Source organism: Saccharopolyspora sp. NPDC002578 (assembly GCF_053592695.1).
Genome location: NZ_JBSFWJ010000004.1, coordinates 128096 through 153992, shown reverse-complemented (window position 1 = coordinate 153992; position 25897 = coordinate 128096). Strand labels below are relative to the sequence as shown.

At 71.9% G+C, this 25897-nt stretch carries 19 protein-coding genes; 16 read left to right on the top strand and 3 right to left on the bottom strand.

What is annotated here, in order from left to right; all coding sequences use genetic code 11:
- Positions 1–2 precede the first annotated feature (2 nt).
- Positions 3–1067, bottom strand: coding sequence for an AAA family ATPase (locus tag ACWD38_RS04015; RefSeq protein ID WP_343071525.1), 1065 nt, complete (start codon positions 1065–1067; stop codon positions 3–5).
- Between the two features lie 536 nt (positions 1068–1603).
- On the opposite strand from ACWD38_RS04015, the gene mraZ reads away from it, so the two are divergent.
- The 4 genes from mraZ to ACWD38_RS03995 all read left to right on the top strand — a co-directional run bounded on the left by mraZ (position 1604) and on the right by ACWD38_RS03995 (position 6041).
- Positions 1604–2035 (top strand): division/cell wall cluster transcriptional repressor MraZ, encoded by a 432-nt coding sequence (mraZ, locus tag ACWD38_RS04010; protein ID WP_184481383.1) that lies wholly within the window; start codon positions 1604–1606, stop codon positions 2033–2035.
- A 375-nt stretch (positions 2036–2410) separates the two neighbouring features.
- Complete coding sequence (gene rsmH / locus ACWD38_RS04005) at positions 2411–3403, top strand: 16S rRNA (cytosine(1402)-N(4))-methyltransferase RsmH (protein WP_184481381.1); 993 nt, start codon at positions 2411–2413, stop codon at positions 3401–3403.
- Positions 3400–4191, top strand: coding sequence for a hypothetical protein (locus ACWD38_RS04000; RefSeq protein ID WP_450123312.1), 792 nt, complete (start codon positions 3400–3402; stop codon positions 4189–4191). The genes rsmH and ACWD38_RS04000 overlap by 4 nt, the downstream gene beginning before the upstream one ends.
- The gene (locus tag ACWD38_RS03995; protein WP_184481378.1) at positions 4191–6041 is read left to right on the top strand and encodes a peptidoglycan D,D-transpeptidase FtsI family protein; all 1851 of its coding nucleotides are present in this window, start codon (positions 4191–4193) and stop codon (positions 6039–6041) included. Before ACWD38_RS04000 ends, ACWD38_RS03995 begins: the two co-directional genes overlap by 1 nt.
- A 34-nt stretch (positions 6042–6075) precedes the next feature.
- Here ACWD38_RS03995 and eccCb read toward each other — a convergent pair whose 3' ends face one another.
- On the bottom strand, positions 6076–10248 hold the full coding sequence (gene eccCb, locus ACWD38_RS03990; protein ID WP_450123311.1) for a type VII secretion protein EccCb: 4173 nt from the start codon (positions 10246–10248) through the stop codon (positions 6076–6078).
- Positions 10245–10610, bottom strand: a complete 366-nt coding sequence (locus ACWD38_RS03985) for a hypothetical protein (protein ID WP_184481374.1) — start codon at positions 10608–10610, stop codon at positions 10245–10247. The genes eccCb and ACWD38_RS03985 overlap by 4 nt, the downstream gene beginning before the upstream one ends.
- A 928-nt stretch (positions 10611–11538) precedes the next feature.
- Here ACWD38_RS03985 and ACWD38_RS03980 point away from each other — a divergent pair.
- The 12 genes from ACWD38_RS03980 (at position 11539) to ACWD38_RS03925 (ending at position 25827) form a co-directional block, all read left to right on the top strand.
- Positions 11539–13242 (top strand): UDP-N-acetylmuramoyl-L-alanyl-D-glutamate--2,6-diaminopimelate ligase, encoded by a 1704-nt coding sequence (locus ACWD38_RS03980; protein ID WP_450123310.1) that lies wholly within the window; start codon positions 11539–11541, stop codon positions 13240–13242.
- Positions 13239–14753: a UDP-N-acetylmuramoyl-tripeptide--D-alanyl-D-alanine ligase gene (locus ACWD38_RS03975; protein WP_450123309.1), complete on the top strand. Its 1515-nt coding sequence runs from the start codon at positions 13239–13241 to the stop codon at positions 14751–14753. The genes ACWD38_RS03980 and ACWD38_RS03975 overlap by 4 nt, the downstream gene beginning before the upstream one ends.
- Positions 14750–15826: a phospho-N-acetylmuramoyl-pentapeptide-transferase gene (mraY, locus tag ACWD38_RS03970; RefSeq protein ID WP_184481368.1), complete on the top strand. Its 1077-nt coding sequence runs from the start codon at positions 14750–14752 to the stop codon at positions 15824–15826. The genes ACWD38_RS03975 and mraY overlap by 4 nt, the downstream gene beginning before the upstream one ends.
- Before the next feature lie 276 nt (positions 15827–16102).
- Positions 16103–17488, top strand: a complete 1386-nt coding sequence (murD, locus tag ACWD38_RS03965) for a UDP-N-acetylmuramoyl-L-alanine--D-glutamate ligase (RefSeq protein ID WP_343071524.1) — start codon at positions 16103–16105, stop codon at positions 17486–17488.
- A gap of 4 nt (positions 17489–17492) precedes the next feature.
- Positions 17493–18917: a putative lipid II flippase FtsW gene (gene ftsW / locus ACWD38_RS03960; protein ID WP_184481366.1), complete on the top strand. Its 1425-nt coding sequence runs from the start codon at positions 17493–17495 to the stop codon at positions 18915–18917.
- Entirely contained in the window at positions 18914–20044 is a 1131-nt protein-coding gene (gene murG / locus ACWD38_RS03955) for an undecaprenyldiphospho-muramoylpentapeptide beta-N-acetylglucosaminyltransferase (protein WP_450123308.1), read from the top strand. Before ftsW ends, murG begins: the two co-directional genes overlap by 4 nt.
- Positions 20041–21507: a UDP-N-acetylmuramate--L-alanine ligase gene (gene murC, locus ACWD38_RS03950; RefSeq protein WP_343071523.1), complete on the top strand. Its 1467-nt coding sequence runs from the start codon at positions 20041–20043 to the stop codon at positions 21505–21507. Before murG ends, murC begins: the two co-directional genes overlap by 4 nt.
- Positions 21504–22247, top strand: a complete 744-nt coding sequence (locus ACWD38_RS03945; RefSeq protein WP_343071522.1) for a cell division protein FtsQ/DivIB — start codon at positions 21504–21506, stop codon at positions 22245–22247. Before murC ends, ACWD38_RS03945 begins: the two co-directional genes overlap by 4 nt.
- 170 nt (positions 22248–22417) lie before the next feature.
- On the top strand, positions 22418–22954 hold the full coding sequence (locus tag ACWD38_RS03940) for a hypothetical protein (RefSeq protein ID WP_450123307.1): 537 nt from the start codon (positions 22418–22420) through the stop codon (positions 22952–22954).
- Entirely contained in the window at positions 22951–23478 is a 528-nt protein-coding gene (locus ACWD38_RS03935; RefSeq protein ID WP_184481360.1) for a DUF3558 family protein, read from the top strand. The genes ACWD38_RS03940 and ACWD38_RS03935 overlap by 4 nt, the downstream gene beginning before the upstream one ends.
- Before the next feature lie 53 nt (positions 23479–23531).
- Positions 23532–24968: a PPE domain-containing protein gene (locus ACWD38_RS03930; RefSeq protein ID WP_450123306.1), complete on the top strand. Its 1437-nt coding sequence runs from the start codon at positions 23532–23534 to the stop codon at positions 24966–24968.
- A 46-nt stretch (positions 24969–25014) separates the two neighbouring features.
- Positions 25015–25827, top strand: coding sequence for an ESX secretion-associated protein EspG (locus ACWD38_RS03925; protein WP_184481356.1), 813 nt, complete (start codon positions 25015–25017; stop codon positions 25825–25827).
- Positions 25828–25897 lie beyond the last annotated feature (70 nt).

Below are 25897 nucleotides of genomic sequence, written 5' to 3'. Positions count from 1 at the left end.
GCCTACCGCCGGGGCCCGGTGTCGCCGCGCGGCACCTCGACCCGGCGCAGCAGCGACCCCACCAGGTCGGACGCGGAACGACGAGTCGCCCGCGCCTCGCTGGTCAGCACCAGCCGGTGCGCCAGGACCGGTACCGCGACGTTCTGCACGTCGTCCGGGATCACGTAGTCCCGCCCGGACAGCGCGGCCTGCGCGCGGGCCGCGCGCACCAGCTGCAACGTGGACCGGGGGGAGGCGCCGAGCCGCAGCTCCGGCAAGGTGCGGGTGGCGGTGACCAGGTCGATCACGTAGCGGCGCAGCTCGGTGCTCACGTGCACCCCGCGCACCGCGCGCAGCAGCGCGCGGATCTGGTCGGCGTCGGCGACGGGGCGCAGCTGCTCCATCGGTTCGCGGCCGGTGTGCTCGTCGACCATCGCCAGTTCCGCCTGCGGATCGGGATAGCCGATGGACACCCGCGCGGTGAACCGGTCGCGCTGCGCCTCGGGCAGCGCGTAGGTGCCTTCCATCTCGATCGGGTTCTGGGTGGCGATCACCATGAACGGCGCGTCCAGCGCGTAGGTCTCGCCGTCGACCGTGACCTGGTCCTCCTCCATGCACTCCAGCAGGGCGGACTGGGTCTTCGGGGACGCGCGGTTGATCTCGTCGCCGACGACGATGTTCGCGAACACCGGGCCGGGCCGGAACTCGAAGCTCTCGGCCTGCCGGTTGTAGAGCGAGACACCGGTGATGTCGCTGGGCAGCAGGTCCGGGGTGAACTGGATCCGGTTCACGGTGCAGTCGATGGAGCGGGCGAGAGCCTTCGCGAGCGAGGTCTTGCCCACGCCCGGCACGTCCTCCACCAGGAGGTGGCCTTCCGCGAGCAGGGTGACCAGTGCGATCCGCACCACCTCGGGCTTGCCGACGAGGACCTGCTCGACGTTGGCCGCGATCCGCTGCACGGTGCCGTGCAGCGTGGCGATCGTCGCGGGCTCGGTCTCCCGCACGTGCCCGCCGTTGCCGCGGGTCACGGCGTCGGCGTGCCCGCCACCGGCGAACGCAGTGCCGGACGTGGGCATGTTGGGCGTCACGCAACCTCCAGGTGTTCCTCCGAGCGCAGCGGCACGCCGCGTCCGCGTTGACGTCGCTGCCGGCGCCCGTCGACCGGCGATCGGCGGTCGTGTGGTCGGCGATCGCGCGCTCAGGTGCCTTTGCAGTGTGCCAAACCGCAGGCGGCCGCCGTACCGGTGCCGGTGTCCTGGGGCGTTCCCCACCTTCCCCCACCGCGGACCCGCGGCGGCGCCCGAAGGCGGCCCGGAGTGCTCCCCGGCATGATCGGCGGCCGCCGGGAGGTCGTTTCCGGCCGGCGTCCCCACTCGTCCCCCACCCGTCCCCCACCTCCGCGGGCTTTCCTTCAGAGGCCCCCTAGCTGGGCAAACGTCCGACACGCCGTGGCGCGTCGGACGGCGTTCCAGGTTGACGGTGGAGTGAAGTGGGGTACTGTGGCGCTCGGTGGGGCAGACGGGGGTCCCGCCCGGCTCCGGGGAGTGCGGGGTGGTCGGCATCGCCGGTCTCCCGTCGAGGTGGAGTCGTCGGGCCGCAGGCCCGAGGGGGGAGGTGGACCGGGATGTTCCTCGGTACCCACAACCCCAAGCTCGACGACAAAGGTCGTCTGACGCTGCCGGCGAAGTTCCGGGACGCACTGGCAGGGGGGCTGATGGTCACCAAAGGACAGGACCACTGCCTCTACGTCTTCCCGCGCGCCGAGTTCGAGCAGATGGCCCGCAAGGTCGCCGAGGCTCCGCTGACCAACGAATCCGTCCGCGCCTACCAGCGGTACCTGTTCGCGGGCACCGACGAGCAGCGGCCGGACGGACAGGGCCGGATCCCGATCACCGCCGAACTGCGCCGCTACGCGGGCCTGGAGAAGGACTGCGTGGTGATCGGCGCGATCAACCGGCTGGAGATCTGGAACGCCGAGAGCTGGCAGAGCTACCTCGACGAGCACGAGGAGAGCTACGCGCAGGCCCGGGAGGAGGTCCTGCCCGGAGTCTTCTAGCGGTCCCGGTGGCGTGAGGCCTCGGTCCGCTCACGTGTCCTGGTGCACCTTCCCCGGCACCAGAACACCCCGAGCGGACTGGGACCTGAGGTCACCAGGAGCGGTGGATCTCGCGCGGTTCGGCGAGCCGGGTGCGGAACTCCGGACGTGCGCGGGCCGCGGCGACGGGCCCGTCCGGGCGGCGGCGCCCGGGTCGCGGACGGCCGGGACGGCGTTCGTCCTCCGTGGACTCGCGCGGTGGTGGGTTCGCCCATCGCGGTGGAGTCGCGGCAGGTGGTGGCGATCGGGTCCAGCGGACCCGGACGAACCGACAACGACACGAGAACACAGAGGAGCACGGCAGCAGTGACCGGTTTGCGGGAGGGAGGAACCGCCGTGGCGCAGGAGGACTCGCCAGGAGACGCCGAGCGGGGTTCTGCCCAGGACCGGCACGTTCCGGTGGCGCTGGATCGGACGCTGGAACTGCTGGCGCCCGCGCTCAGCGGCGGCCCGGCGGTCGTGGTGGACGCCACGCTCGGCATGGGCGGCCACGCGGAAGCGCTGTTGCGGGCGCACCCGCAGCTGACGCTCGTCGGGCTGGACCGGGACCCGGAGGCCCTGCGGCTCGCGGGGCAGCGGCTCGCCCCCTTCCGGGACCGGCTGCACCTGGTGCACGCGATCTACGACGAGTGGGCCGACGTGCTCGCCGACCTCGAACTGCCCACTGTGGACGGTGCGCTGTTCGACCTCGGGGTGTCGTCGTTGCAGCTGGACGAGGCCGATCGCGGTTTCGCCTACTCGCAGGACGCGCCGCTGGACATGCGGATGGACCCCGGTGCCGAGCGCACCGCGGCCGAGGTGCTCAACACCTACTCGCCCGGCGAGCTGGCGCGGATCCTGCGCCAGTACGGGGAGGAGCGGTTCGCCTCGAAGATCGCGAACGCGATCGTGCGGGAACGCGCCAAGGAGCCCTTCGACCACAGCGACCGCCTGGTGCGGATGCTCTACGACACGGTGCCCGCGGCCAGCCGCCGCACCGGCGGGCATCCCGCGAAGCGCACCTTCCAAGCACTGCGGATCGAGGTCAACGCCGAGCTCGACGTGCTGGGCAGGGCGATGCCCGCGGCGCTGGACTCGCTCGCGACCGGCGGGCGGATCGTGGTGCTGTCGTACCACTCGCTGGAGGACCGCATCGTCAAGCGCGAACTGGCCGAACGCGCGAAGTCACGCACCCCGGTCGACCTCCCGGTGGAACTGCCGGGCCACGGTCCCGAACTGAGGCTGCTCACCCGCGGCGCCGAACTCGCCGGTGAACGGGAAACGGCGGACAACCCGCGGGCCGCCTCGGTGCGGCTGCGCGCCGCCGAACGGATCAAGGAGGCGGCATGACGGCACCCGCACGCGCCAAGAAGCCCGCAGCGCGCACCGGCACCGCGGAGAAGAAGGACCCGGCCAAGCGGTCGAACTCCGCGACGAAGTCGAAGACGACGACGACCCGGGCGGCGAAGAACCAGGCCACCAAGACCCAGCCGGCGAAGAAGGCGCAGCCGCAGAAGAAGTCCCAGACCTCGAAGGCGCGGACCCGGTCCGCGACGGCCGAGCGCGCCTACGCGCGCCGCGAGGAACGGCGGGACCGCTCCGCCAGGGAGACCGTGGAGCGCAGGCCGCGACGCCAGCGCCAGGCGGCCGAGCAGCGCCAGCCCCGCCAGTGGCGGCTGGCCGCGGTGCGCCCGCGAGCCCGGCAGCTGCAGGCGAAGGTCGCCACGTCGCGAGCCCCGCTGGTGGTCGCCGTGATGGGCCTGCTCGGCGTCGGGCTGGTGGCGACGCTGTCGCTGTCGATCGCCGCCGTCGGCGGCTCGTACCGCCTGCAGCAGGCGGAACAAGAGGTCACCGCGCTCAACGAGCACCGCGAGCAGCTGCTGCGCGAGGTCAGCAACCTCGACTCCACGCCCGCGCTGGAGCGCAAGGCGACGGAGCTCGGCATGGTGGCGCCGCCCGGACCGCCCGCGCACCTGGTGACGCACCCCGACGGCTCGGTCCACGTGATCGGTGAGCCGCAGGCCGCGACCGGGCCGGCGACACCGCCGAAACCGGTCGAGCAGAACCCGGCGCCCGGAGCGCAAGATCCGGCGCCGCAGCGACAGGCCGCGCTGATTCCGGCGGTGGAGGGGGACTGATGGTGCGCAGGGGGACGCGGACCGCCGGGGGGAGGCGGACCGCGCGCACCGACGTGGCCGGGAGCGCCAGGCGGTTGCGCATCGGCCGGTTGTTACTGGTCGTGGCACTGGTGCTCACCGGCACCAAATTGATCATGGTGCAGGGTTTCGACGCGCAGGACCTGGCCGCCGCGGCGGCTCAGCAGCGCTTCACCAACGACGCGATCCCCGCCGAACGCGGTTCCTTCACCGACCGCAGCGGCAACGTGCTCGCGTTCAGCAGCGAGGCCCGCCAGCTCTACGCGACGCCGACGCGGCTCGCCGACGAGCAGGACAAGGCGCACGCCGAAGATCCCTCGGAACCCACCTCGGACCAGTACAAGCGGGAGATCGCGCGGTTCATCACGAAGACCCTCGGCAACCGCGTCGCCGAGCAGGACGTGCTCGCGGCGCTGTTCTCGAAGTCGACCTACACCACGATCGGCCCGCTGATCGAACCCGCGCTCGCCCGCACGATCACCGAGAAGTACCCGCAGATCGGCGAGGAGTACCGGGCCACCCGCGAATACCCGGCGGGCGAGAACGGGGCGAACGTGCTCGGCGGGGCGCGGTGGAGCCAGGACGCGCGCAAGATCGAAGGCCGCCTCGGGCTGGAGAGCTCGATGGACAAGCTGCTCGCGGGCACCGACGGCAAGAAGGTCTCGGACACCGCGATGGGCAGCGACCTCGTCATCCCCGGCACCGAACGGGAGCTGGAACCGGCCGTGCCCGGCTCCGACGTGGAGCTGACGCTGGACTCCGACCTGCAGTACATGGTGCAGAACAAGCTCTCCGACTACGCCCGCAAAGCCGGAGCGCGCAGCGCGGGAGCGGTGGTGCTCGACGCGCACACCGGTGAGGTGTACGCGCTGGCCAACGACAAGTCCTTCGACCCGAACTCGCCGTCCTGGGGACCGGACGGCCTGGGCAACCCGGCGGTGACCAACCCGTTCGAACCTGGCTCGGTGAACAAGGTGATCACCGCCGCCGGGGCGATCGAGGACGGCCTGCTGCGCCCGGAGACCGTGCTGCAGGTGCCGGGCAGCATCAAGGTGGCCGACCGGACCGTCCGCGACGCGTGGTCGCACGGCACGGTGCCGCTGACCTTCACCGGCGTGCTCGGCAAGTCCTCCAACGTCGGCACCCTGATGACGGCGCAGCGGCTCGGCGAAGACCGGTTCAACGACCTGGTGCACAAGTTCGGGCTCGGCGAGACCACCGGCATCGGACTGCCGGGGGAGAGCGCCGGTTTCGTGCCGCCGCGCAAGGACTGGTCCGGCAGCACGTTCGCGAACCTGCCCATCGGGCAGGGCCTGTCCATGACCGTCCTGCAGATGGCCAGCATGTACCAGGCCATCGCCAACGACGGCGTGCGCGTGCCACCGCGGGTGATCGCGGCCGAGACCGGGCCGGACGGCGAGCGCGTGGAACGCCCCCGACCCGAAGGCGTGCGGGTGGTCAACCCGGAGACCGCGCACACCGTGAAGGACATGCTGCGCGCCGTCGTCCAGGAGGAACCGCAGCAGGGCACCGGCGCGGACGCGGCGCTGGAGGGCTACCAGATCTCCGGCAAGACCGGCACCGCGCAGCAGATCGACCCGACCTGCAAGTGCTACAGCAACAGCACCTACTGGATCACGTTCGCCGGGATCGTCCCCGCCGACAACCCGCGGTTCGTGGTGGGGCTGATGCTGGACGCGCCGAAGAGCGGCACGCCGGAATCGAAGTCGTCGGCACCGCTGTTCCACGACATCGCCGACTACCTGACCTTGCGCTACCGCATTCCGCTGTCGCCGAACCCGGCGCCCGGACAGGTGCTGCAGGTGAAGTGACCGCCGGGATCGCACCCGGCCATCCGGGGCGGAGTCATTCCGGCCGGATGTGGGCGATCTGGATCTGCTGAGGTCCGCTGCGGAGGGAACGGCTGACCAGGGTGCCGCGGCCGGGCGGAAGCGTGCTCGCGGTGACGTTGCCGATGAGCCTGCCCTCGGCGGCGTCGGCGCTCATGAGCAGGCCCGGAGTGGAGATCTCGCGCATCCTGCCGATGATCGGGTCGTGCAGCGCGCGGTTCGCGCGGGCCGAATCGCGGGCCAGCACCAGGTGCAGGCCCACCGCGGAGGCCTGCGCCACGAACTCGGACAGCGGCGCCAGCGCGTTGTCGCCCGGAGCGGAGACGAGTTCGTAGTCGTCGACCACGACGAACAGCTCCGGTCCCGTCCACCACGGGTGCGTGCGCGACCGCTCGCGCACGACGCCCGGACCGGGCAGCCGGTCGCGCACCGTCGCCGCCAAGTCCCGGACCGCGGCCCGCAGCTGGTCGGTGCTGACCGCGTGCTCCACCAGGTACGGGCTCTTCGGGAAGCCGAGCAGACCGCGCCGCACGTCGATCAGCACGATCATGGCCTGCTTCGGGGTGTAGCGGGTCGTGATGCCGCGGATCACGGTGCGCAGCAACGAGGTCTTGCCCGCCGCCGCCTCGCCGAAGGCGTAGAAGTGCGGTTCCGCCCGGAAATCCAGGTGGATCGGCTCCATGCCGTCCTCGTTCACGCCGATCGGCACGAGACCCGGCCGGGACTGCCGCTCCGGGACGGGCAGCTGCTCGTAGGGCAAGTGCAGCGGGAGCAGGCGGACCCTGGGCGCGCGGGCGCCGGGCCAGCCGTCGCGGAGCTTGTCGACCATCTCCGCGACCCCGGCCTCGCCCTCGGCGCCCTCGGCGCGCGCGGTGAGCATGTGCAGCTTCGGCGGGTGCAGGCCGCGCCCCGGTTCGTCGTCGGGCACCCGCTCGGCGGCGTCGTGGTCGATCTCGGACTCGGCCGGTTCCGCCAAGCGCAGTTCCAGCCGGGTGCCGAGCAGATCCTTGAGCGCGGGCCGGAACTCCGACCACCGGTCCGCGGTGACGACCACGTGCAGCCCGAAACCGAGGCCCTGGGAAGCGAGGTTGACCACGTCCCGGTCCGCGCCGTCGAACTCGTCCTGCAGCGCAGCCCAGCCGTCGATGATCAGGAAGACGTCCCCGTAAGAATCATCGTCGAGCCCTTCGCCGCGGCGGCGCTGATCGCGGTAGGTCTCCATCGAGTCGATGCCGCGGTCGATGAAGCGGGCCTCCCGCCAGGCCAGCAGGACACGCAGCTCGGCGATGGTGCGGCGCAGCACGTCCGGGGCGTCGCGCCCGGAGACGGCGCCGACGTGCGGCAGGTCGCGCACCGCGCGCAGGCGGCCGCCGCCCAGGTCGATGCAGTAGAACTGCACCTCCTCCGGGGTGTGGGTCTGGGCCAGCGACAGCAGCAAGGTGCGCACCGCGGCCGACTTCCCGGAACCGGGCGACCCGACGACGGCCACGTGCCCGGAACCCCCGGACAGGTCGACCCGCACCGTCTCCTGCTTGTGCTCGTACGGCATGTCGACGACGCCGATCGGCGTGCGCAGCCGCGGTCCGCGACGCCGTTCGGCGAGCGGTGGCAGCAGCTTCTCCAGCGTCGGGGGTTCCCGCAGCGGGGGCAGCCAGATCGGTTTCGCGGTCGGGCCGGTGCCGCGCATCCGGCGCACCGCGAGCCGCAGCTCGCTGCGCGACTCCGCCCCGGTGCGCTGATCGCCGTGCGCGGGACCGGAGACGTAGGCGGCGCGGAACCGGTGCACCCCGGCCGCGTGCCGGAGGTAGCCGTGACCACCGGTGTCGGGGAGCTCCGCGGCGTCGCCCTCGCCGATCGCGGCGCGGGAATCGGCGGCGTTGAGCGTCCGCAGCGCGATCCGGTACGTCAGGTGCCCGTCCAGGCCGCGCAGCGCGGACTCCTCGACGCGGCGCCCGGACAGCAGCAGCTGCACCTGCAGCGAACGGCCCATCCGGCCGATCATCGCGAACAGGTCGGCCAGCTCGGGCTGTTCGTGGAGCAGCTCGGTGAACTCGTCGATCACCACCAGCAGCATCGGCAGCGCGGGCAGGTCCTGCTCGACGCGTTCGGTCCGGTACTCCCAGACGTTGCGCGCCCGCACCTTGCCCAGCAGCGCCTGGCGGCGCTGGATCTCACCGGACAGGGCTTCCCCCATGCGAGCGACCAGCCGCGGATCCTCGCGCAGGGTGGGGATGATCCCCGAGACGTGCGGGGCGTCCCGGAAGTCCGCGAAGGTCCCGTCACCCGCCCAGTCGACGAGCACGAAGTTGACCTCTTCGGGGGAGTGCGTGGCCATCAGCGACAGCACCAAGGTCCGCAGGAACTCCGACTTGCCGGATCCGGCGTCGCCGACGCAGAGCCCGTGCGGCCCCATGCCGCCCTTGGCGGCGTCCTTGAGGTCGAGAGTGATCGGGGTGTCGTCCCAGGCGCCGATGACGGCCTGGTAGCGCTGCTCGATCAGCCGGGGGCGCCAGGTCTCGCTCGGGTCGAACGCGGTCACGTCGGGGCGGCCCAGCAGCGGGAAGAGACCGAGCGCGCCGCTGGACGAGGGCGCGGGCGGCGGTGCGGCCTCCGGCTCGGCGGTGCCGGACAGCGCGGCCACCAGCCCCGCGATGTCGTCGGGGGACTCGTCGAAGTGCGGCTGGGCGATCTGGAACGCGCGTCCCTCGTGCTGCGCCCACCCCTCGGTGGGCAGCAGCTTCGCGAGCTCCGGGTCCAGCTTGGACTCGGCCGGGTCCGGCAAGGACAGCTCGATCCGGCCGGAGATCAGGTCCACCAGTTCGTCGGGCAGCTCCGACCAGCCGCGTGCGGTGACGATGACGTGCACGCCGAAGGTCAGCCCCGCGCTGGCGATCTCGATGACCGCGTCGGCCAGGTCCGGGACGTGGCCGGCGAACCACGCCCACCCGTCGATGATCAGGAACGTCTCGGCGTGATCGGACCCCTCCAACAGGTCGGGACGTTCCCGGCGGAGCCTGCGGTAGCGCGCGATGGTGGAGATGCCGGCCGCGAACAGCTCGCGGCGCCGGGCGATCAGCTCTTTGACCTCGCCGAGCAGTTCGATCACCGCTTCCGCGGTGTGCCCCGCCGAGTAGACCTGCGCCAGCCCGGCGAGCCTGCCGTCGCCGTCGAGGCACTTGAACTGCACCTGGTCGGCGCCGCTGATCGCGGTGAGGCTGTAGATCAAGGTCTCCAGCAGCGTCGATTTCCCGGAGTGGATCCGGCCCACCACCGCCACGTGCGTGTTGTGCCGGAACAGGTCCAGCTCGACGTGCTCCACGGACTGCCGGTCCGACGCCCGGGTGCGGCCGATGGGCACCGGCGAGGTCGCGTCGCCGTCCTTGGGGTGATCGGCGAGCAGCTCGCCGATCCGCACCGGGCGCAGGTCCACGGTGTAGCGGGCGCCGCGGACCCACGAGAAGATCATGTCGCCGTGCTGGTTCCCGCCGCGAGTGGGGGTCTGCCTGCCTTCCTCCGTCACCCGCTTGTGCACGAACTTGTAGAGCTCGTTGAAGGTCATCTTGCCGTCGTGGTCGGTGTCGGGCGCACCGGTGCGCATCGCCTCGATGATCGCCGAGGTGAAGGTGGACCCGGGCTGCGGCCGGTCCTCCCGAGGCCGCGGGGTCTCGTAGGCGTACTCGATCTCGTTGCTGGCGGTCATGGTGAACAGCCCGCCGCCGAGCTGCTCCTCCAGGTTCACCGCGTCGCCGGAGCGGGGAACAGCACCGTCGTTGAACACGCCGCTGTAGCAGCAGTCCAGCACGACCGCCTTCGACCCGGCCTGGCACTCGGTGATCATGCGGTGCACGATCTGCGCGGGCACCGCCGTGGAGTAGGGCAGGTTCAAGTCGGTGTTGCCCGCGGCGAAGAACAGCTGGTTGTCGTCGTTCTTGATGCCGTGGCCCGCGATGTAGAGCAGCACCACGTCGCCCGGCTCGCACTTGGCGAACAGCTCCTCGATGGCCCGCTCGATCGCCGCCTTCGTCTCGTTGATGAGGGCGTGCACCACGTCGAACCGGCCGATGTCGTGGTCGGCGAGCAGCTGCTTGAGCTCCTGGGTCTCCTCCGAGGCGTGCAGCCCGCGCAGCCGCGGGTCGAAGTACTCCGAGGTGGCGACCAGCAGCGCGTACCTCGCGCCGTCACGGCTCACGCGCCGCTCGCGTCGGTCATCCGCAGCAGCACCGATTCGATCTCCTCGCCGTCGGTGTCGGCGTCCGCGCGCAGGTGCACGTCCCCGGCCCGCAAGGTGATCGCCCGGTGGCTGTGGAATTCGAGCCAGCTGGTGAGCACGGAGGACAGGGTGCTCGCCGTGCCCACGCCCACCGAGCCGACTACCAGCAGTTCCGCGATCAGCGCCCCGGTGCCGAGGCTGTCCGGCGGCGGTGCCTCCCGCACCCGGTGCACGGCCAGGCCGCCGACCTTCTTCAAGTTGAACTGCATCAAGTGGGTGGCGTGATCGAGTCTCTCCGGAGCCATGTCCGGTGCTTCCAGCGCTACGCGAATCTCAGGCATGCGATCCCCCGGCTCGGCGAGCAGTGATCACACCCGGTATATCAAAGACCGACCGCCGGTAGTGGAGCTTTTCCGGGGCTCATCGAGGACGTGCGACCGTTGCGGCGCGATGCGATCCGGCCGGATCGGTGCGCCGCGACGTGCACGGGCCGCTCGCGCCACGGCCCGTGCACGCCCGGAGCTCAGGACGGGATGCGCGGGCCGCTGGACCCGAGGTGATCGTCGAATTCCGATGGCGACGGCACCCGCTGCGTCGCCGCTCCGGCGGTGCTCGCGGCCGGAGCCGCCCCCCGCCCGAGTCGTTCTTCCACCGATCCTCCCGAAATCCGCGGAATCACCGACCTGGCGAGATGAACGCTAAACGACGATCGGCGGTTCGCACCACGATCCGCCGGAAGTTGCACGAGACGGACCAGTCGTCACCCGCGAACGGCCCCGCCCACAAGTAGGGGTTTCGGGGTGCGGGTGACCGAGGTCATGGCCGGCATTTCCCTTCGCTCGCGGGCGCACCGCTCCGGTGCCGGTGGCGGCGCTGCGTCCGCGCAGGCCAGGTCAGGGACCCTGACGGGGTTCGACGTGGTTCGCCGCGGAGCCGGATCGGGGAATCGGCGGTTTCCGGATCACCCGCCCGGCGTCGAATTCGAAACTGGTTTCGAGAAACGGATTCCGCCGGTGGGAGGAACGAGTGCCCCGCTCCCGGAGTTCCATCGGGTGAATTGCGGAGTGCGTTCGCCGCGCATTCCCGCGCGCATTCTCCGCGGTACCGCGACGACCATTCCGCGCGTCGCGCGGCACCGGCCGCCGCGCCGGTGGCGAGGCCCGCCGACGGGGACGCGCCGGAGGCGTTCTACTGGACGTCGGCCCGTCCCGCGGGCTGCTCCGAACGGCCCAGTCCGAGAACGCGCTGTGCGCAGAGGTGACCATGAGCATGACCCGTCAGGTGGTACCGGTAGCCTTGCGCGACGTGCCTTCCGCGGTCGCGACAGCCCCGCCTCGACCCGCTCAGGTCGAGCCGGTGCAGATCCACGAACTCGCCGAGACTATCGGCGCACGGGTCATCAACGTGCCTGGTCACAACCCTGGTGATGGGTTGGTGACCGGAGCAACGTTGCGAGCTCAGCAAGTCCGGGCCGGTGATCTGTTCGCCGCGCTGCCCGGAACCAGGGTGCACGGTGCCGACTTCGCCGCCGACGCGCTCACCGCCGGTGCCACCGCGGTGCTCACCGACCAGGCCGGTGTGGACCGCGTCGCCCTGCTGGACCACCCGCGGGTGGTCGCCGGTGAGGTCGCGTTGCTGGTGCACGAGGACCCGCGCGGCGTGCTCGGCTCCGCCGCCGCCCGCATCTACGGCGACCCCTCGCAGCGGCTCACCATCCTCGGCGTCACCGGCACGTCCGGGAAGACGACCACGAGCTACCTGCTGGAGTCCGCGCTGCGCGCCGCCGGTCACACCACCGGCCTCGTCGGCACCGTGGAGACCCGCATCGCGGGCGAACGCCTCGACAGCGCGTTCACCACGCCCGAAGCTCCCGACCTGCAGGCGCTGCTGGCGGTGATGGTCGAGCACGGCGTGACGCACGTGCCGATGGAGGTCTCCAGCCACGCGCTCGCGCTGGGCCGCGTCGGCGGCACCCGGTTCGCGGTCGGCGCGTTCACCAACCTCTCCCAGGACCACCTGGACTTCCACCGCGACCTCGACGACTACTTCCAGGCGAAGGCGCTGCTGTTCGACGGCCGCTCCGAGCACGAAGTGGTGTGCGTCGACGGCGGCTGGGGGCAGCGGCTCGTCACCGACGACACGATCACCGTGTCCACCACCGGCGACGCCTCCTGGACCGCGACCGACGTCGAAGCGTTCCCCACCGGGGAGCAGCGCTTCCGCGCGCACGGGCCGGACGGGACGCTGGACGTGCGGCTGCGGCTGCCGGGGCCGTTCAACATCGCCAACGCACTGCTGGCCGCCGGGGTGCTCACCGCGGCGGGCGTGCCCGCGGCGGCGATCGAGCAGGGCCTCGCCGAAGTGGACGTGCCCGGCCGGATGGAACGGGTCGCGCTCGGGCAGGACTTCACCGCCGTGGTGGACTACTCGCACAAACCCGGTGCCGTCGCCGCCGTGCTCGACGCGGCGCGCGCGCAGGTCACCGGGGCGCACGTCGGCGGCCGGGTGCTCGTGGTGCTCGGCTGCGGCGGCGACCGGGACGTCGCGAAGCGGCCCCTGATGGGGGAAGCCGCGGCCCGCCGATCCGACCTGCTCGTCGTCACCGACGACAACCCGCGCAGCGAGGAACCGGCCGACATCCGCGCCGCCATGCTCGGCGGAGCGCTCGACGTGCCGGAGGGCGAACGCGGTGAGGTGCTCGAAGTCGGCGATCGCAGGGAGGCCATCGCCGAGGCCGTGCACCGGGCCCGCGTCGGAGACGTCGTCGTGATCGCGGGCAAGGGCCACGAAACCGGGCAGGACGTCGCCGGCGTGGTGCACCCCTTCTCCGACCGGGACGAGGTGGCGGCGGCGCTGCGGCGCAGGCTCGACACCGGCAGCGCCCGGCTCGGCGAAGGCAGCGGGGGAACGCAGAGCTCGGGGGAGCCGACCTACCCGGCCGGTGGCCGGGGCAGCAACGAGGAGGCAAGGTGATCCGGCTCAGCCTGGCTGACATCGCGGAAGCGGTCGGCGGCAGGCTCCACCACGCGGACGGGACCGAGATCGTCACCGGTTCCGTGGAGTTCGACTCCCGGCAGGTCCGCCCCGGCGGGCTGTTCGTGGCCGTCCCGGGCGAACGCGTCGACGGGCACGACTTCGCCGCCCGCGCCGTCGCAGACGGAGCCGCCGGCGTGCTCGCCGCGCGTGAAGTGTCCACAGCGGACGAACCGATCCCGACGGTGATCGTTCCGGAGCTGCCCGAACACCACCCGAACCGCGTGATGGCGCTCGCCGGGGACACCGACGGCAGCGGTGCCGCCGTGCTCGCCGGACTCGCGCGCCTCGCCCGCGCCGTGGTGGACCGGCTGCCCGACCTCACCGTCGTCGGAGTGACCGGCTCGTCCGGCAAGACCTCGACCAAGGACCTCATCGCGCAGGTGCTCGCCCCCGCCGGCGAGACGGTGGCGCCGCCCGGCTCGTTCAACAACGAACTCGGCCACCCGTGGACCGCGCTGCGCGCCGACGACACCACCCGGCACCTCGTGCTGGAGCTCTCGGCGCGCGGAGTCGGCCACATCGCGGCGCTGTGCGAGGTCGCGCCGCCGCGCATCGGCGCCGTGCTCAACGTCGGCAGCGCCCACCTCGGCGAGTTCGGCTCGCAGGAAGCGGTCGCGCAGGCCAAGGGCGAGCTCGTCGAAGCGCTGCCCGCCGCGGCCGACGGCGGAGTCGCGGTGCTCAACGCCGACGATCCGCTGGTCGCCGCCATGGCCGAGCGGACCTCCGCGCGCGTCGTGCTCGTCGGGCAGAGCCCCGCCGCCGACGTGCGCGCCGAGGACATCGACCTCGACGAGCAGGCGCGGGCCTCGTTCACGCTGGCCACCCCCGCCGGTTCCGCGCGGGTGCGGCTGCCGCTGCACGGCGAGCACCACATCGGCAACGCGCTCACCGCCGCCGCCATCGCGATGGAACTCGGCGCGAGCGTCGAGGAAGCCGCCGACCGGCTCGGCGGCGTGCGGCGGGTCTCGGCCCGGCGCATGGAGGTCACCGAGACCTCCGGCGGCGTCACCGTCATCAACGACGCCTACAACGCCAACCCGGAATCGGTGCGCGCGGCGCTGAAAACGCTCGCCTCGATGACCAGGGGCAAACCGGGCCGCGCCTGGGCGGTGCTCGGAGTCATGGGCGAACTCGGCGACGCCGAGGTCGCCGCGCACGACGAGATCGGGCGGCTCGCCGTCCGGCTCAACATCGACCGCCTCGTGGTGGTCGGTGAGCAGGCGCGCGCGATGCACCAAGGTGCGTCGCTGGAAGGGTCGTGGGGAGAGGAGTCGGTCCAGGTGCCGGATGTCGATGCCGCCGTCGCGCTGCTGCGCGCCGAGCTGCGTCCCGGTGACGTCGTGCTCGCCAAGGCGTCCAAAGTCGCCGCGCTCTGGCGCGTCGCGGAACAGCTGACCGAGCAGGTCACCGAGAACACCGCCACCGAACAAGCCGGGGGTCACCCGTGAAGAGCATCCTCGTCGCCGCAGCGGTGGCGCTGGTCGTCTCCATCCTGTTCACCCCGTACTTGATCCGGATCTTCTCCAAGCAGGGCTTCGGCCAGGAGATCCGCGAAGAAGTGCAGAAGTCCCACGCCGCCAAGCGCGGCACGCCCACGATGGGCGGCATGGCGATCCTCGTCGCCATGTGGGTCGGGTACCTGGTCACCCACCTCACCGTCGCCGAAGAGGGCCCCTCCGTCTCCGGCCTGCTGGTGCTCGGGCTGACCACCGCGCTGGGCATCGTCGGGTTCCTCGACGACTTCATCAAGATCCGCAAGCAGCGCAACCTCGGCCTGAACAAGACCGCGAAGCTCGTCGGCCAGCTGGTCGCGGCGGTGCTGTTCGCGATCCTGGCGATGCGGTTCCCGGACAACAACGGGATCACGCCCGCCTCCGAGCACCTGTCGTTCATCCGCGACATCACCGTCGTGTCCTTCGGCACGATCGGGTTCGTGATCTTCGCGTACGTGGCGATCAGCGGCTGGTCCAACGCCGTCAACTTCACCGACGGAATGGACGGGCTCGCCGGCGGCACCGCCGCGATGGTGCTGGCCACCTACGTGCTCATCTCGTTCTGGCAGCTGCGCTACGACTGCACGGGCGGCAGCGGCACCGGCCCGGCCTGCTACACGGTGCGGGACCCGCTGGACATCGCGGTGGTAGCCGCCGCGGCGATGGCCGCGTGCATCGGATTCCTGTGGTGGAACGCGGCACCCGCGAAGATCTTCATGGGCGACACCGGGTCGCTGGCGCTGGGCGGCCTCGTCGCCGGGCTGAGCATGGTGACCCGCACCGAACTGCTCATGATCATCATCGGTGGGCTGTTCGTCGTCGAGGCGCTGTCGGTCGTGCTGCAGATCGTCGTGTTCCGCAGCACCCGGCGCAGGCTGTTCCGGATGGCGCCGTTCCACCACCACTTCGAGCTCGCCGGGTGGGCGGAAACCACGGTGATCATCAGATTCTGGGTGCTGGCGGGCATCAGCTGCCTGTTCGGCGTCGGACTCTTCTACGCAGACTGGCTCAGCCTCGTCGACGTGTGATGAGTCGTCGAGGTGATTCGGAGTGGTCTGCGTAGTGGGTCGGGTAGCGGAACCTCAGCGGTCTTCTCGCTGCGGGGTCTTTTTCCCGAGTGGCTCCGCCACGAGGGAAAAAGCCGTCCTCGCGAGAAGACCGCTGAGAACCCGCCGGTGGTCGACCTGCCAGGGTGGTCACTGCTCAGCGGCTTCGCCGCTGACAGGACAATGATCAAAAGATCTTCGGTAAGGATTCCACGACCCGGTGGGTGAGCGGGTCGTCGAGCAGGAACGGAGAGTGCGGTGGCGCGAACGTTGCGGGGGCGGCGGGTGCTCGTCGCGGGGGCCGGGGTGTCCGGGCGCTCGGCGGCGGAGGCGTTGCTGGCCGCCGGTGCCGAGGTCACCGTCACCGACGCGTCCGAAGAGCGGCTGGCCGCGCTCGACACCGTGCGCGACGGCGGAGGTCACCTCGTGCCCGGACTGCTCGAACCGCCCGACGGGACCGAGCTGCTGGTCACCAGCCCCGGCTGGCGGCCCACCGCGCCGCTGCTGGCCGCCGCCGAGAACGCCGGGATCGAGATCCTCGGCGAAGTCGAACTCGCCTGGTGGCTCGACCGGCAGCGCCCGGAACCCGCCGACTGGCTCGCCGTCACCGGCACCAACGGCAAGACCACCACCGTCACCATGCTCGAAGCCATCCTGCGCGCCGCCGGGCTCGACGTCGTCGCCTGCGGCAACGTCGGGCTCCCGGTCGTCGACGCGGTGCGCGCCGGGCACCGGGTGCTGGCGGTGGAACTGTCCAGCTTCCAGCTGCACTGGTCCCGGTCGCTGGCCGCGCACGCCGGAGCAGTGCTCAACCTCGCCGACGACCACCTCGACTGGCACGGCACCCTCGACGCCTACGGCGCGGCGAAGGCCAAGGTGTACGCGGGCAACGTCGTCGCCGTGCACAACGCCGACGACGACTGGTCCACCCGCCTGTCCACCGGAGCGGGCAGGCCCGTGTCGTTCACCCTCGGCGAGCCGGGACCGGACCAGCTCGGCATCTCCGGCGCCGCGCTCGTCGACCGCGCCTTCGGCGACCGCGAAGTCCTCGCCGACGTCGCCGACGTGCGCCCCGGCGGCCCGCACAACCTGGCCAACGCGCTCGCCGCCGCCGCGCTCGCCCGCGCCTACGGCGTGCCCGCCGACGCCGTCAAGCGCGGACTCCGCGAATTCGAACCCGGCGCGCACCGCTCCGCGACGGTCGCCGACATCGCCGGAGTGACCTACGTCGACGACTCCAAGGCCACCAACCCGCACGCCGCCGACGCCGCGCTGCGCGCGCACGACCGCGTCGTGTGGATCGCGGGCGGACTGCTCAAAGGCGCCGAAGTCGACGAACTCGTCGCCCGCAACGCCGACCGGCTCGCCGCCGTGGTGCTCATCGGCCGCGACCGCGCCGCATTCGCCGAAGCACTCGCCCGACACGCCCCGCACGTGCCCGTGGAGCAGGTCGCGTCGGGAGACGATGAGGGCATGTCCCAGGCCGTGACCAAGGCCGCCGCGTTCGCCGACCCCGGCACGGCGGTGCTGCTCGCCCCCGCCGCCGCTTCGATGGACATGTTCACCGACTACGCGCACCGGGGCCGGGCCTTCGCCGACGCCGTGCGGGCGCTGCCCGCCACGATCGCCCCCTCCGACGGGTGACGCCGTGGCCACCTCCACCGCCACCGCGCGCCGCCCGCGCCGCAGCAGCCGCCCCACCGGCATCGCCGCGATCACCACGCCGTTGACCGCGTGGCTCACCCGGCCGCTTGCCTCGTTCCACCTGCTGCTGGCCGTGTTCGGGCTGCTCACCGTGTTCGGCCTGGTGATGGTGCTGTCCGCGTCCAGCGTGGACTCGTTCACCAGCGCCGGATCGTCCTACGACATCTTCATCCGCCAGGTCATCTACTGCGCCGCCGGACTGCTGCTGTTCTACGGGGCGCTGCGGCTGCCGGTGCGGCAGATGCGCAAGCACAGCCTGACCGTGTTCGGCGGCTGCCTGCTGATGCTGCTGCTCGTGCTCACCCCGCTGGGCACCGAACGCAACGGCGCGCAGAGCTGGTTCGTGCTCGGCGGCGTCTCCTTCCAGCCCGTCGAATTCGCCAAGATCGCCTTCGCTCTCTGGGGCGCGCACGTGCTGGTGACCAAGCGCGGGCTGCTCGCGCAGTACCGGCACCTGCTGGTGCCCGTGGTGCCCGCCGCGATGATGATGTTCGCGCTGGTCATGCTCCAGCCCGACCTCGGCTCCACGATCACGCTGTTCATCGTGCTGCTCGCCCTGATGTGGTTCGCGGGCGCACCGCTGCGGCTGTTCGGCGTGTCCGTGCTCGGCGCCATCACCGCCGCCGTCGTGCTCGCGATGGTCGCGCAATACCGGATGGACCGGATCACCACCTTCCTGGACCCCGCCTCCGACCCCACCGGGCGCGGCTACCACGCGCGGCAGGCGCTGTTCGCGCTCGCCGACGGCGGGCTGTTCGGCCGCGGCCTCGGCCAAGGCTGGTCCAAGTGGCAGTACCTGCCCAACGCGCACAACGACTTCATCTTCGCCGTGATCGGCGAAGAACTCGGGTTCGTCGGCTGCACCGTCGTGCTGATCCTGTTCGGCACCACCGCCTACGTCGGCATGCGCATCGCCGCCCGCAACACCGACCCGTGGATCCGGCTCGTCGCCGCCACCCTCACCGCCTGGCTCGTCGGACAGGCCGCGATCAACGTGGGCTACGTGGTGGGCCTGCTGCCGATCACCGGGCTGCCGCTGCCGCTGATCTCCTCCGGCGGCTCGTCGGTGGTGACCAGCATGCTGGTGTTCGGGCTGCTGGCGAACTTCGCCCGGCACGAACCCGAAGCGATCGCCGCGCTACGGTCCCTCGGACCAGGCCGCGTCGGGAAACTGCTGCGGCTGTCCACACCCGAGCCCTACCGCCCGCCGGCGAAACGCCGCGCGGCGCGCACCGCACCCTCGACTCGCCCTGGTGCGCGCAGCGCAGGGGCACAGCCGACCCGCCGGGGATCACCGGACGCGCGGAACCGCACCGCGGCCCGCGGCAAGACCGGATCCCGGGCACAGACACGAGGAGGACACCGTTGAGCGGGCAGCAACCGGCCCCCGGATACCCCGGATACCCCGCCCGGCGCGGCCTGTCGGTCGTCGTCGCAGGCGGCGGCACCGCCGGACACATCGAGCCGGCCCTCGCCCTGGCCGACGCCGTGCGCAGGCTGCGGCCCGACGCGCGCATCACCGCGCTCGGCACCGAGCGCGGCCTGGAGAACCGGCTGGTGCCCGCTCGCGGCTACCCGCTGGAACTGGTGCCGCCGGTGCCGATGCCGCGCAAACCCAGCGCCGAACTCCTGAAGATGCCGGGCAAGGTGTGGGACTCGGTGCGCAAGACGAAGGACGTGCTGGAACGCGTCGAAGCCGACGTCGTCGTCGGATTCGGCGGCTACGTATCGCTCCCCGCCTACCTGGCGGCGCGCGGCAAGACACCGATCGTCGTGCACGAGGCCAACGCCCGAGCGGGCATGGCGAACAAGGTCGGCGCCCGGTTCGCCGAGCGGATCTTGGCCGCCACCCCCGACAGCGGACTCGCCGGGGCCCGGCCCATCGGCATCCCGCTGCGGGAATCCATCACCGGCCTCGACCGCGCGGCGCTGCGCATGCAGGCCCGGCAGTTCTTCGGGCTGCACCCGCACGCGCCGACGATCCTCGTGTTCGGCGGCTCGCAGGGCGCGCAGACGCTGAACACCGCGTTCTCCGGTGCCGCGCAGGCGCTCGGCCGGGCGGGCATCGGAGTGCTGCACGCGCACGGCCCGAAGAACACCCTCGCCGTGCAGCAGGTGCCGGGCGCGCCGATCTACAACGCCGTGCCGTACCTGGAGCGGATGGACCTCGCCTACGCGGCGGCGGACCTCGTGGTGTGCCGCTCCGGGGCGATGACGGTCGCCGAGGTCTCCGCGGTCGGCCTGCCCGCGGTGTTCGTGCCGCTGCCGCACGGCAACGGGGAGCAGGCGCTCAACGCGCAGCCCGTCGTCTCCGCCGGCGGCGCGCTGCTCGTGTCCGATGAGGACATGACCCCGGACAAGGTCATCAACGAGATCCTGCCGCTGGGCCGCGACCCGCAGCGGCTGCAGATGATGAGTCGTGCCACGCTGGGCACCGGACATCGCGAAGCCGACCAGGTGCTCGCACGAATCGTGCTGGAGGTGGCCGGCCAGTGACCGAACCACAGACCGCGCAACGCAGCGGTACCGACGACCTGCTGTCCCGAGTGCACCTCGTGGGCATCGGCGGCGCCGGCATGAGCGGCATCGCCCGCATCCTGCTGGCCCGCGACCGGCAGGTGTCCGGTTCCGACGCCCGCGACTCCCGCACCGTGCTGGCGCTGCGCGCGCAAGGCGCGCACGTGGCGCTCGGGCACCGCGGCGAGAACCTCGACCAGCTCGACGAGGACCCGACGGCGATCGTGGTGTCCACCGCGATCCGGCCGGACAACCCGGAACTCGTCGAAGCCCAGCGCCGCGGGGTGGCCGTGCTGCGCCGCGCCGAAGCGCTCGCCGCGCTGATGGCCGACCACCGGGTCGCCTGCGTCGCCGGCACGCACGGCAAGACGTCCACGACCTCGATGCTCACCGTCGCGCTGCAGCACTGCAGGCTCGACCCGTCGTTCGCGATCGGCGGCGACCTCAACGAGTCCGGGGCGAACGCGCACCACGGCGAAGGCGGCGTGTTCGTCGCCGAAGCCGACGAGAGCGACGGGTCGTTCCTGGTGTTCGCGCCCTCAGTGGCCGTGGTGACCAACGTCGAACCCGACCACCTGGACCACCACGGCACCGCCGAGGCCTACACCGAGGTCTTCGACGAGTTCGTCCGCCGCATCGAGCCGGGCGGGGTGCTCATCGTCAACACCGACGACGCGGGCTCCGCGCGGCTGGCCGGGCAGGCCGAAGCGGCCGGGCTGCGCGTCCGCCGCTACGGGCAGCACGCGGACGGCGTGGGCGACGCGCGCATCGTCGACTACCGGCCCGAGCACGGCGCCGGTGTCGCGGCCGTCGAACTCGGCGGCCCGGACGGACCGCAGCGCGTCGACGTGCAGGTCTCCGTGCCCGGCGAGCACATGGCCGGCAACGCCGTCGCCGCGCTGCTGGCCGGGCTCGAACTCGGGGCGCCGCTGGAAGAACTGCTCGACGGGCTCGCCGCGTTCGGCGGCGTGCGCCGCCGCTTCGAGTTCAAGGGCCAGGCCGGTGGGGTGCAGGTCTACGACGACTACGCCCACCACCCGACCGAGGTCGACGCGCAGCTGCGCGCCGCCCGGCCCGTCGTCGGCGACGGCAGGCTGATCGTCGTGTTCCAGCCCCACCTGTTCTCCCGCACCGCCACCTTCGCCACCGAGTTCGCCACCGCGCTGGGACTCGCCGACGAAGTCGTGGTGCTCGACGTCTACGGCGCGCGGGAAGACCCCGAGCCCGGCGTCACCGGCGCGCTCATCGCCGACGCGATCCCGGGCGCACCGCGGCGGGTGCACTTCGAACCGTCGCTGACGGACGCGGCGCCGCTGGTCGCGGGCCTGGCCGCGCCGGGCGACCTGGTGCTCACCATGGGCGCGGGCGACGTGACGATGCTCGGCCCGGAGATCCTGGTCGAGCTGGAACGGGCCGCGGGCACCGACGGAGCCACGGGGTGAACGCGTCGGGGCGGGCATCGCGGCGGCCGGGAGTGCGCAGCACTCGCGGCCGTCCGGTGCGCGGCGGCGCGTCCCGCCCCGACCGCCGGTGGTTGCTGCCGGTGCTGATGTCGGTGATCACCGGCGTGGTCGTCCTGCTGTACTTCACCCCGATCCTCGGGGTGCGGTCGGTGCGGGTCGAGGGCGCCGCGGCGGTTCCCGAACAGGCGGTGCTCGACTCCGCCGGGATCGAACTCGGCAACCCGATGCTGCAGGTCGACTCCGACGGCATCCGCTCGCGGCTGGGCGAGGTCCCGGAGATCGCGGGTTCCGAGGTGCACCTGGACTGGCCGTCGACGGTGCGGCTGGAGATCACCGAGCGCACCGCCGTCGCCTACCTGCCCGCCGACGGGCCGGGCGACAGCGGGGTGCGGTTGATCGACGCGGCCGGGGTGCCGTTCCGCACGGTGCCGCGCCCGCCCGCCGGGCTCGCGCAGCTGCGGCTGGGCGATGACCGGGCCGAAGGCGTCCGGGTGGCGATGATCGTGCTCACGGCGCTGCCGCCGCAGCTGCGGTCCCAGGTGACCGAGGTTCGCGCCGATCGGCCGCACAACCTGTACCTGGGGTTGACGGGAGGCCGGCAGGTGCACTGGGGCGAGAGCGGCGACTCGGCCCGGAAAGCGGCGATCCTGATCCCGCTGCTCACCCGCGAGGGCCAGGTCTACGACGTCACCAGCCCGGACCTGCCGACCGTGGCGTGACGGTCTCGCGAGTGGAATGCGCGCGAGTGCGGGATTAGCGTTAGTTCCACATCGCGCCGATGACGTGGTGTTCGCGGATTGATCCGATTCGGCATATGCCGACCGGAAATATCGTACGTCTCATCGGGTGTTGAATCGGCCGACGTTCCCATTGTGCATACGTCCAACGGGTGTATCTGATCGACGTATCGTGCGAAATTCGGGCATTCGCATTCAGTCATTCGATAATGTTCGTCGTGTCCACGGGGGCGGCACGAGGAGACGTTGTGGCGGGCGAACAGGGGGCGGGGAGCCCCGGTGGCGGCGGTGGCGGCTGGGGGAACATCTCCGCGCAGCTGAGTGGAATCTCCGCGCAGACCGACGAAGTGCGCGGGAAGGTCGCCTCCGGGCAGCTCAAGTTCGAGCCCGATGCGGCGGCGAAGGCGGCGGCCGCGTACGAGAAGGCGCAAATGCGGTTGGCTCGAGTTCGGAGAGATGCTGAGCGGCTGGGGCGTGTTCAGGGGCTAGGTGAGTACTCCTCGGCCGTTCAGTTATCCCGGAAGTTTGAGCATAAGGCGGTGGATCCTGGTGTCGGTGCCGCTGACTTGATCACGAAGCTTGGGGATGAACTTGGCAAGAGGGCTGAGCTGTTCCGTCAGGCGGAAAAAGACTATTCATCCATGGACGAATCGATCGCGGAGGATTTGAGCCGAGGGGAGCAGCGATGAGCCTTCGGGCCCGCGCAGCGGTACCGGTGTTGGGGGTGTGCGTGCTGCTGGCGAGTTCTGGCTGTGCGCTGAATTCCGAGGCTGACGAACCGGACCAAGCTCGGCCGAGACCCGCGACGGGGCTTTCTCCGGTCGATCCCTGCGCCCTGCTCACCGCCGACGAACTGACCGAGCGCGGAGCCTGGGTTCCCGGCCACCCGAACAACGGCATCACGTCCGAGCCGGGATGCGACTTCGACGGCGATCCGTTCGGGTACAGCTTCTTCAAGAACCAGCGGATGTCTGTGGCGAAGTACGGGGCGCAGGATAACTGGGCCAAGTTCGACCGCCGTGAGCTCCAAGGGCGGCCTGCGGCAAACACGATCGATGCGAGTGCGACCAAGAGCCGGATCTGCTCCACGATGTTCGACGCCGGGGGTGGCGTGATCATCGTGACGGCGGGGGAGCTCAACGACGAGGGACGGGACGAGTGCGCCGAGTCCTGGCGGCTCGCCGAGTTGATCGCGCCGAGGATGCCGCACTGATCATCGACCGATTCGGGTGAGGCGGGGCGATGTCGAACTGGGGGGGGACGAGCATGGGGTTCGGAGAGTGGGCGGGTGCGGTCGGGGACGCCGTCCACGACGCTGGTGCGCACTGGCTGGGTTACGACACGAACGCGCAGCGGGAGCAGAGCGAACGCGCGCAGGACGCCACGCGGGCAGGTGAACGGCGGCGGGACGCCCTGGCGGAGCAGAACGAGCGGTTGCACACCGGTGGGGAGTTCGATCCGCCGTCGATCACGGAGCAGGAGAACTGGCAGTCCTACGGCCACGCCGAGTTGTACGAGATCAACGAGCGGTCGATCGACCAGGCGCAGGCGCGGGAAATCGCCCGAGCATGGCGGGAGATCGGCGCCGTGCTCAAAGAACTAGGCCCGGATCTGCAGCGCGATGCGCAGGCCGCGATCGACGGTGGCTGGGAGGGTGACGCCGCGGACGCGGCGAAGGCTTCGGCTGATCCGCTGGTGAAGTGGATGGCCGACAGCGGGGAAGCGTTCCACCTCACCGGGAACAAGATCGAGGAAGCGGGTTCGGCCGCCGGGCAGGCGAAGGCGATGGTGCCGGAACCGCAGGACTTCAGCATCGGACGCACCATCGCCTCGAGCATCCCCGGCGGGCTCGTCGGTGGCGGCGTGGACGCACTGGCCCAGATGCGGGAACGGCAGGAGGCCGAGCGCGCCGCTCAGGAGACCATGCAGCGGGTGCTGACCCCGACCTATGAGGACGTCGACGCCACGGTCCCGGCCTATCCGGGCTTGGATGGCGCCCCGCTGCCGCCGCCTCCGCCGAGCGAACCACCTCCCGTGGAACCGCCGCCGCCTCCCGTGGATCCGCGGGAGGACCGCAACGGCGGGACCGGAGGATCCGACCGCCGAGGCGACCGGGGTGGGAACGACCAGGTCGGGGACGACCGAGGTGGGGACGAGCGCGGCGGTGACCGGAAGGTCCAGCCGATGCCGTACCCCGACGGGACGAAGCCGGACGGTCCCGCCAAGACCGATCCTTCGTGGGTGCCGGACCGACCCGAAGCGCCGCAGGACCGCACCCCGCCGCGCCCCCCGGGCCACTCGCAGTTCCCGCCGGGGGCCGTGGCGCCACCGCTGCACGGAGGAGGCGGCGGGGGTCGTGCCGGTGGACCGGCGACCGGCGGCGGCACCGGCAGAGGCGGGCCGGGCGGCGGTATCGGGAGCGGCAAGACCGGCACGAGCACGACGAATCCGCCGGGGCCGGGCGGCCGGGCCGGAGTCGGCACGCCGAACGTCGGCGCCGGACCCCGCGCGGCGGGCATCGGAGGCGCCGCGGGAGGTGCCGGTGGGGCGCGCGGCGCCATGGGCGGCGGCATGGGCGGTGCCGGCCGCGGCGGGCAGGGCGGCGAGGACTACGAGCACGAACGCCCCGGCTGGCTCCAGGAGCAGGACGACGTCTGGATGGACGGCATGCCGAACACCGCTCCGCCCGTGTTCGGCGAGTGAATCCGGTTCGGACACCGGTGGGGGGATCACCGGTCGAGGGGGAGCGATGAGCTTGATCGTGCGATGGCGGCTGCACCCGCTGCACCTGTACCTGGTGCGCAGCTACCTGGGGTTGGACGACCTCACGTTGCCGTTGGAAGGTCCCGCCTACGGGCGGACCCGGCGGCAGCTGGGCGAGGTCGCCCGGCGGGAGGCGGGCACCTTGCGGGACCTGGGAATCCTGGTCGACGACGACGTCCCGGCGGAGCTCGCGCGAGCGCTGCGGGTGCTCACCAAGCCGTACCTGTGGGTCGATTCCCTGTGGTTTCCCGAGTTCGGCGCCGACGCGGCGTGGCGCACCGTCGCCGCGCTGACCGACGGCGGCCGGGTGGTGCTCGGCGTGCAGTCCCCGGACGAGGGCGGCCGGTTCGGCGGCGCGTTGACCGTGGAGGTGCACGAGAAGGTCTCGCTGCCGGAGGTGCTGCTGGCGACCCTGCCGTCGGCCCCGCCCGGCAACCGGGGCCGGGTGCAGGTGCCGGAGAGCTCGTTGCGGGAGGACGCGGAACCGGCGCCGGGCGGGTTCCTGCGGCAGATGTCTCCGGTGCGCGGCAGCGGTGATCGGCTCGTCGAGCTGTACCGCGGCATCGGCGCGGACACCCACGTGCGGGCAGGGCAGTTCGCCGCCTCTGCGCGGGAACCGGGCGGGCGGCAGCGGCGCTCCGCGGTGGCGCGCTGGTTCGACAACGCCGAGCCCGACGGGCGCTACCTCGACCACCACGAGCGGGGCGCCACGGGGGAGCGGATGTATTCGCTCACCCCGGCCGATGCGCGGACGATCAGAATGCATCTCGACGCACTCGTCGCTTCGGTGCGAGGTTGATCGACGCCCGGCTGGGGGCGTTCTTCGCACTGCGGGACCCGGCGCGCCGAATGGCTCGTCCACGAGCGGA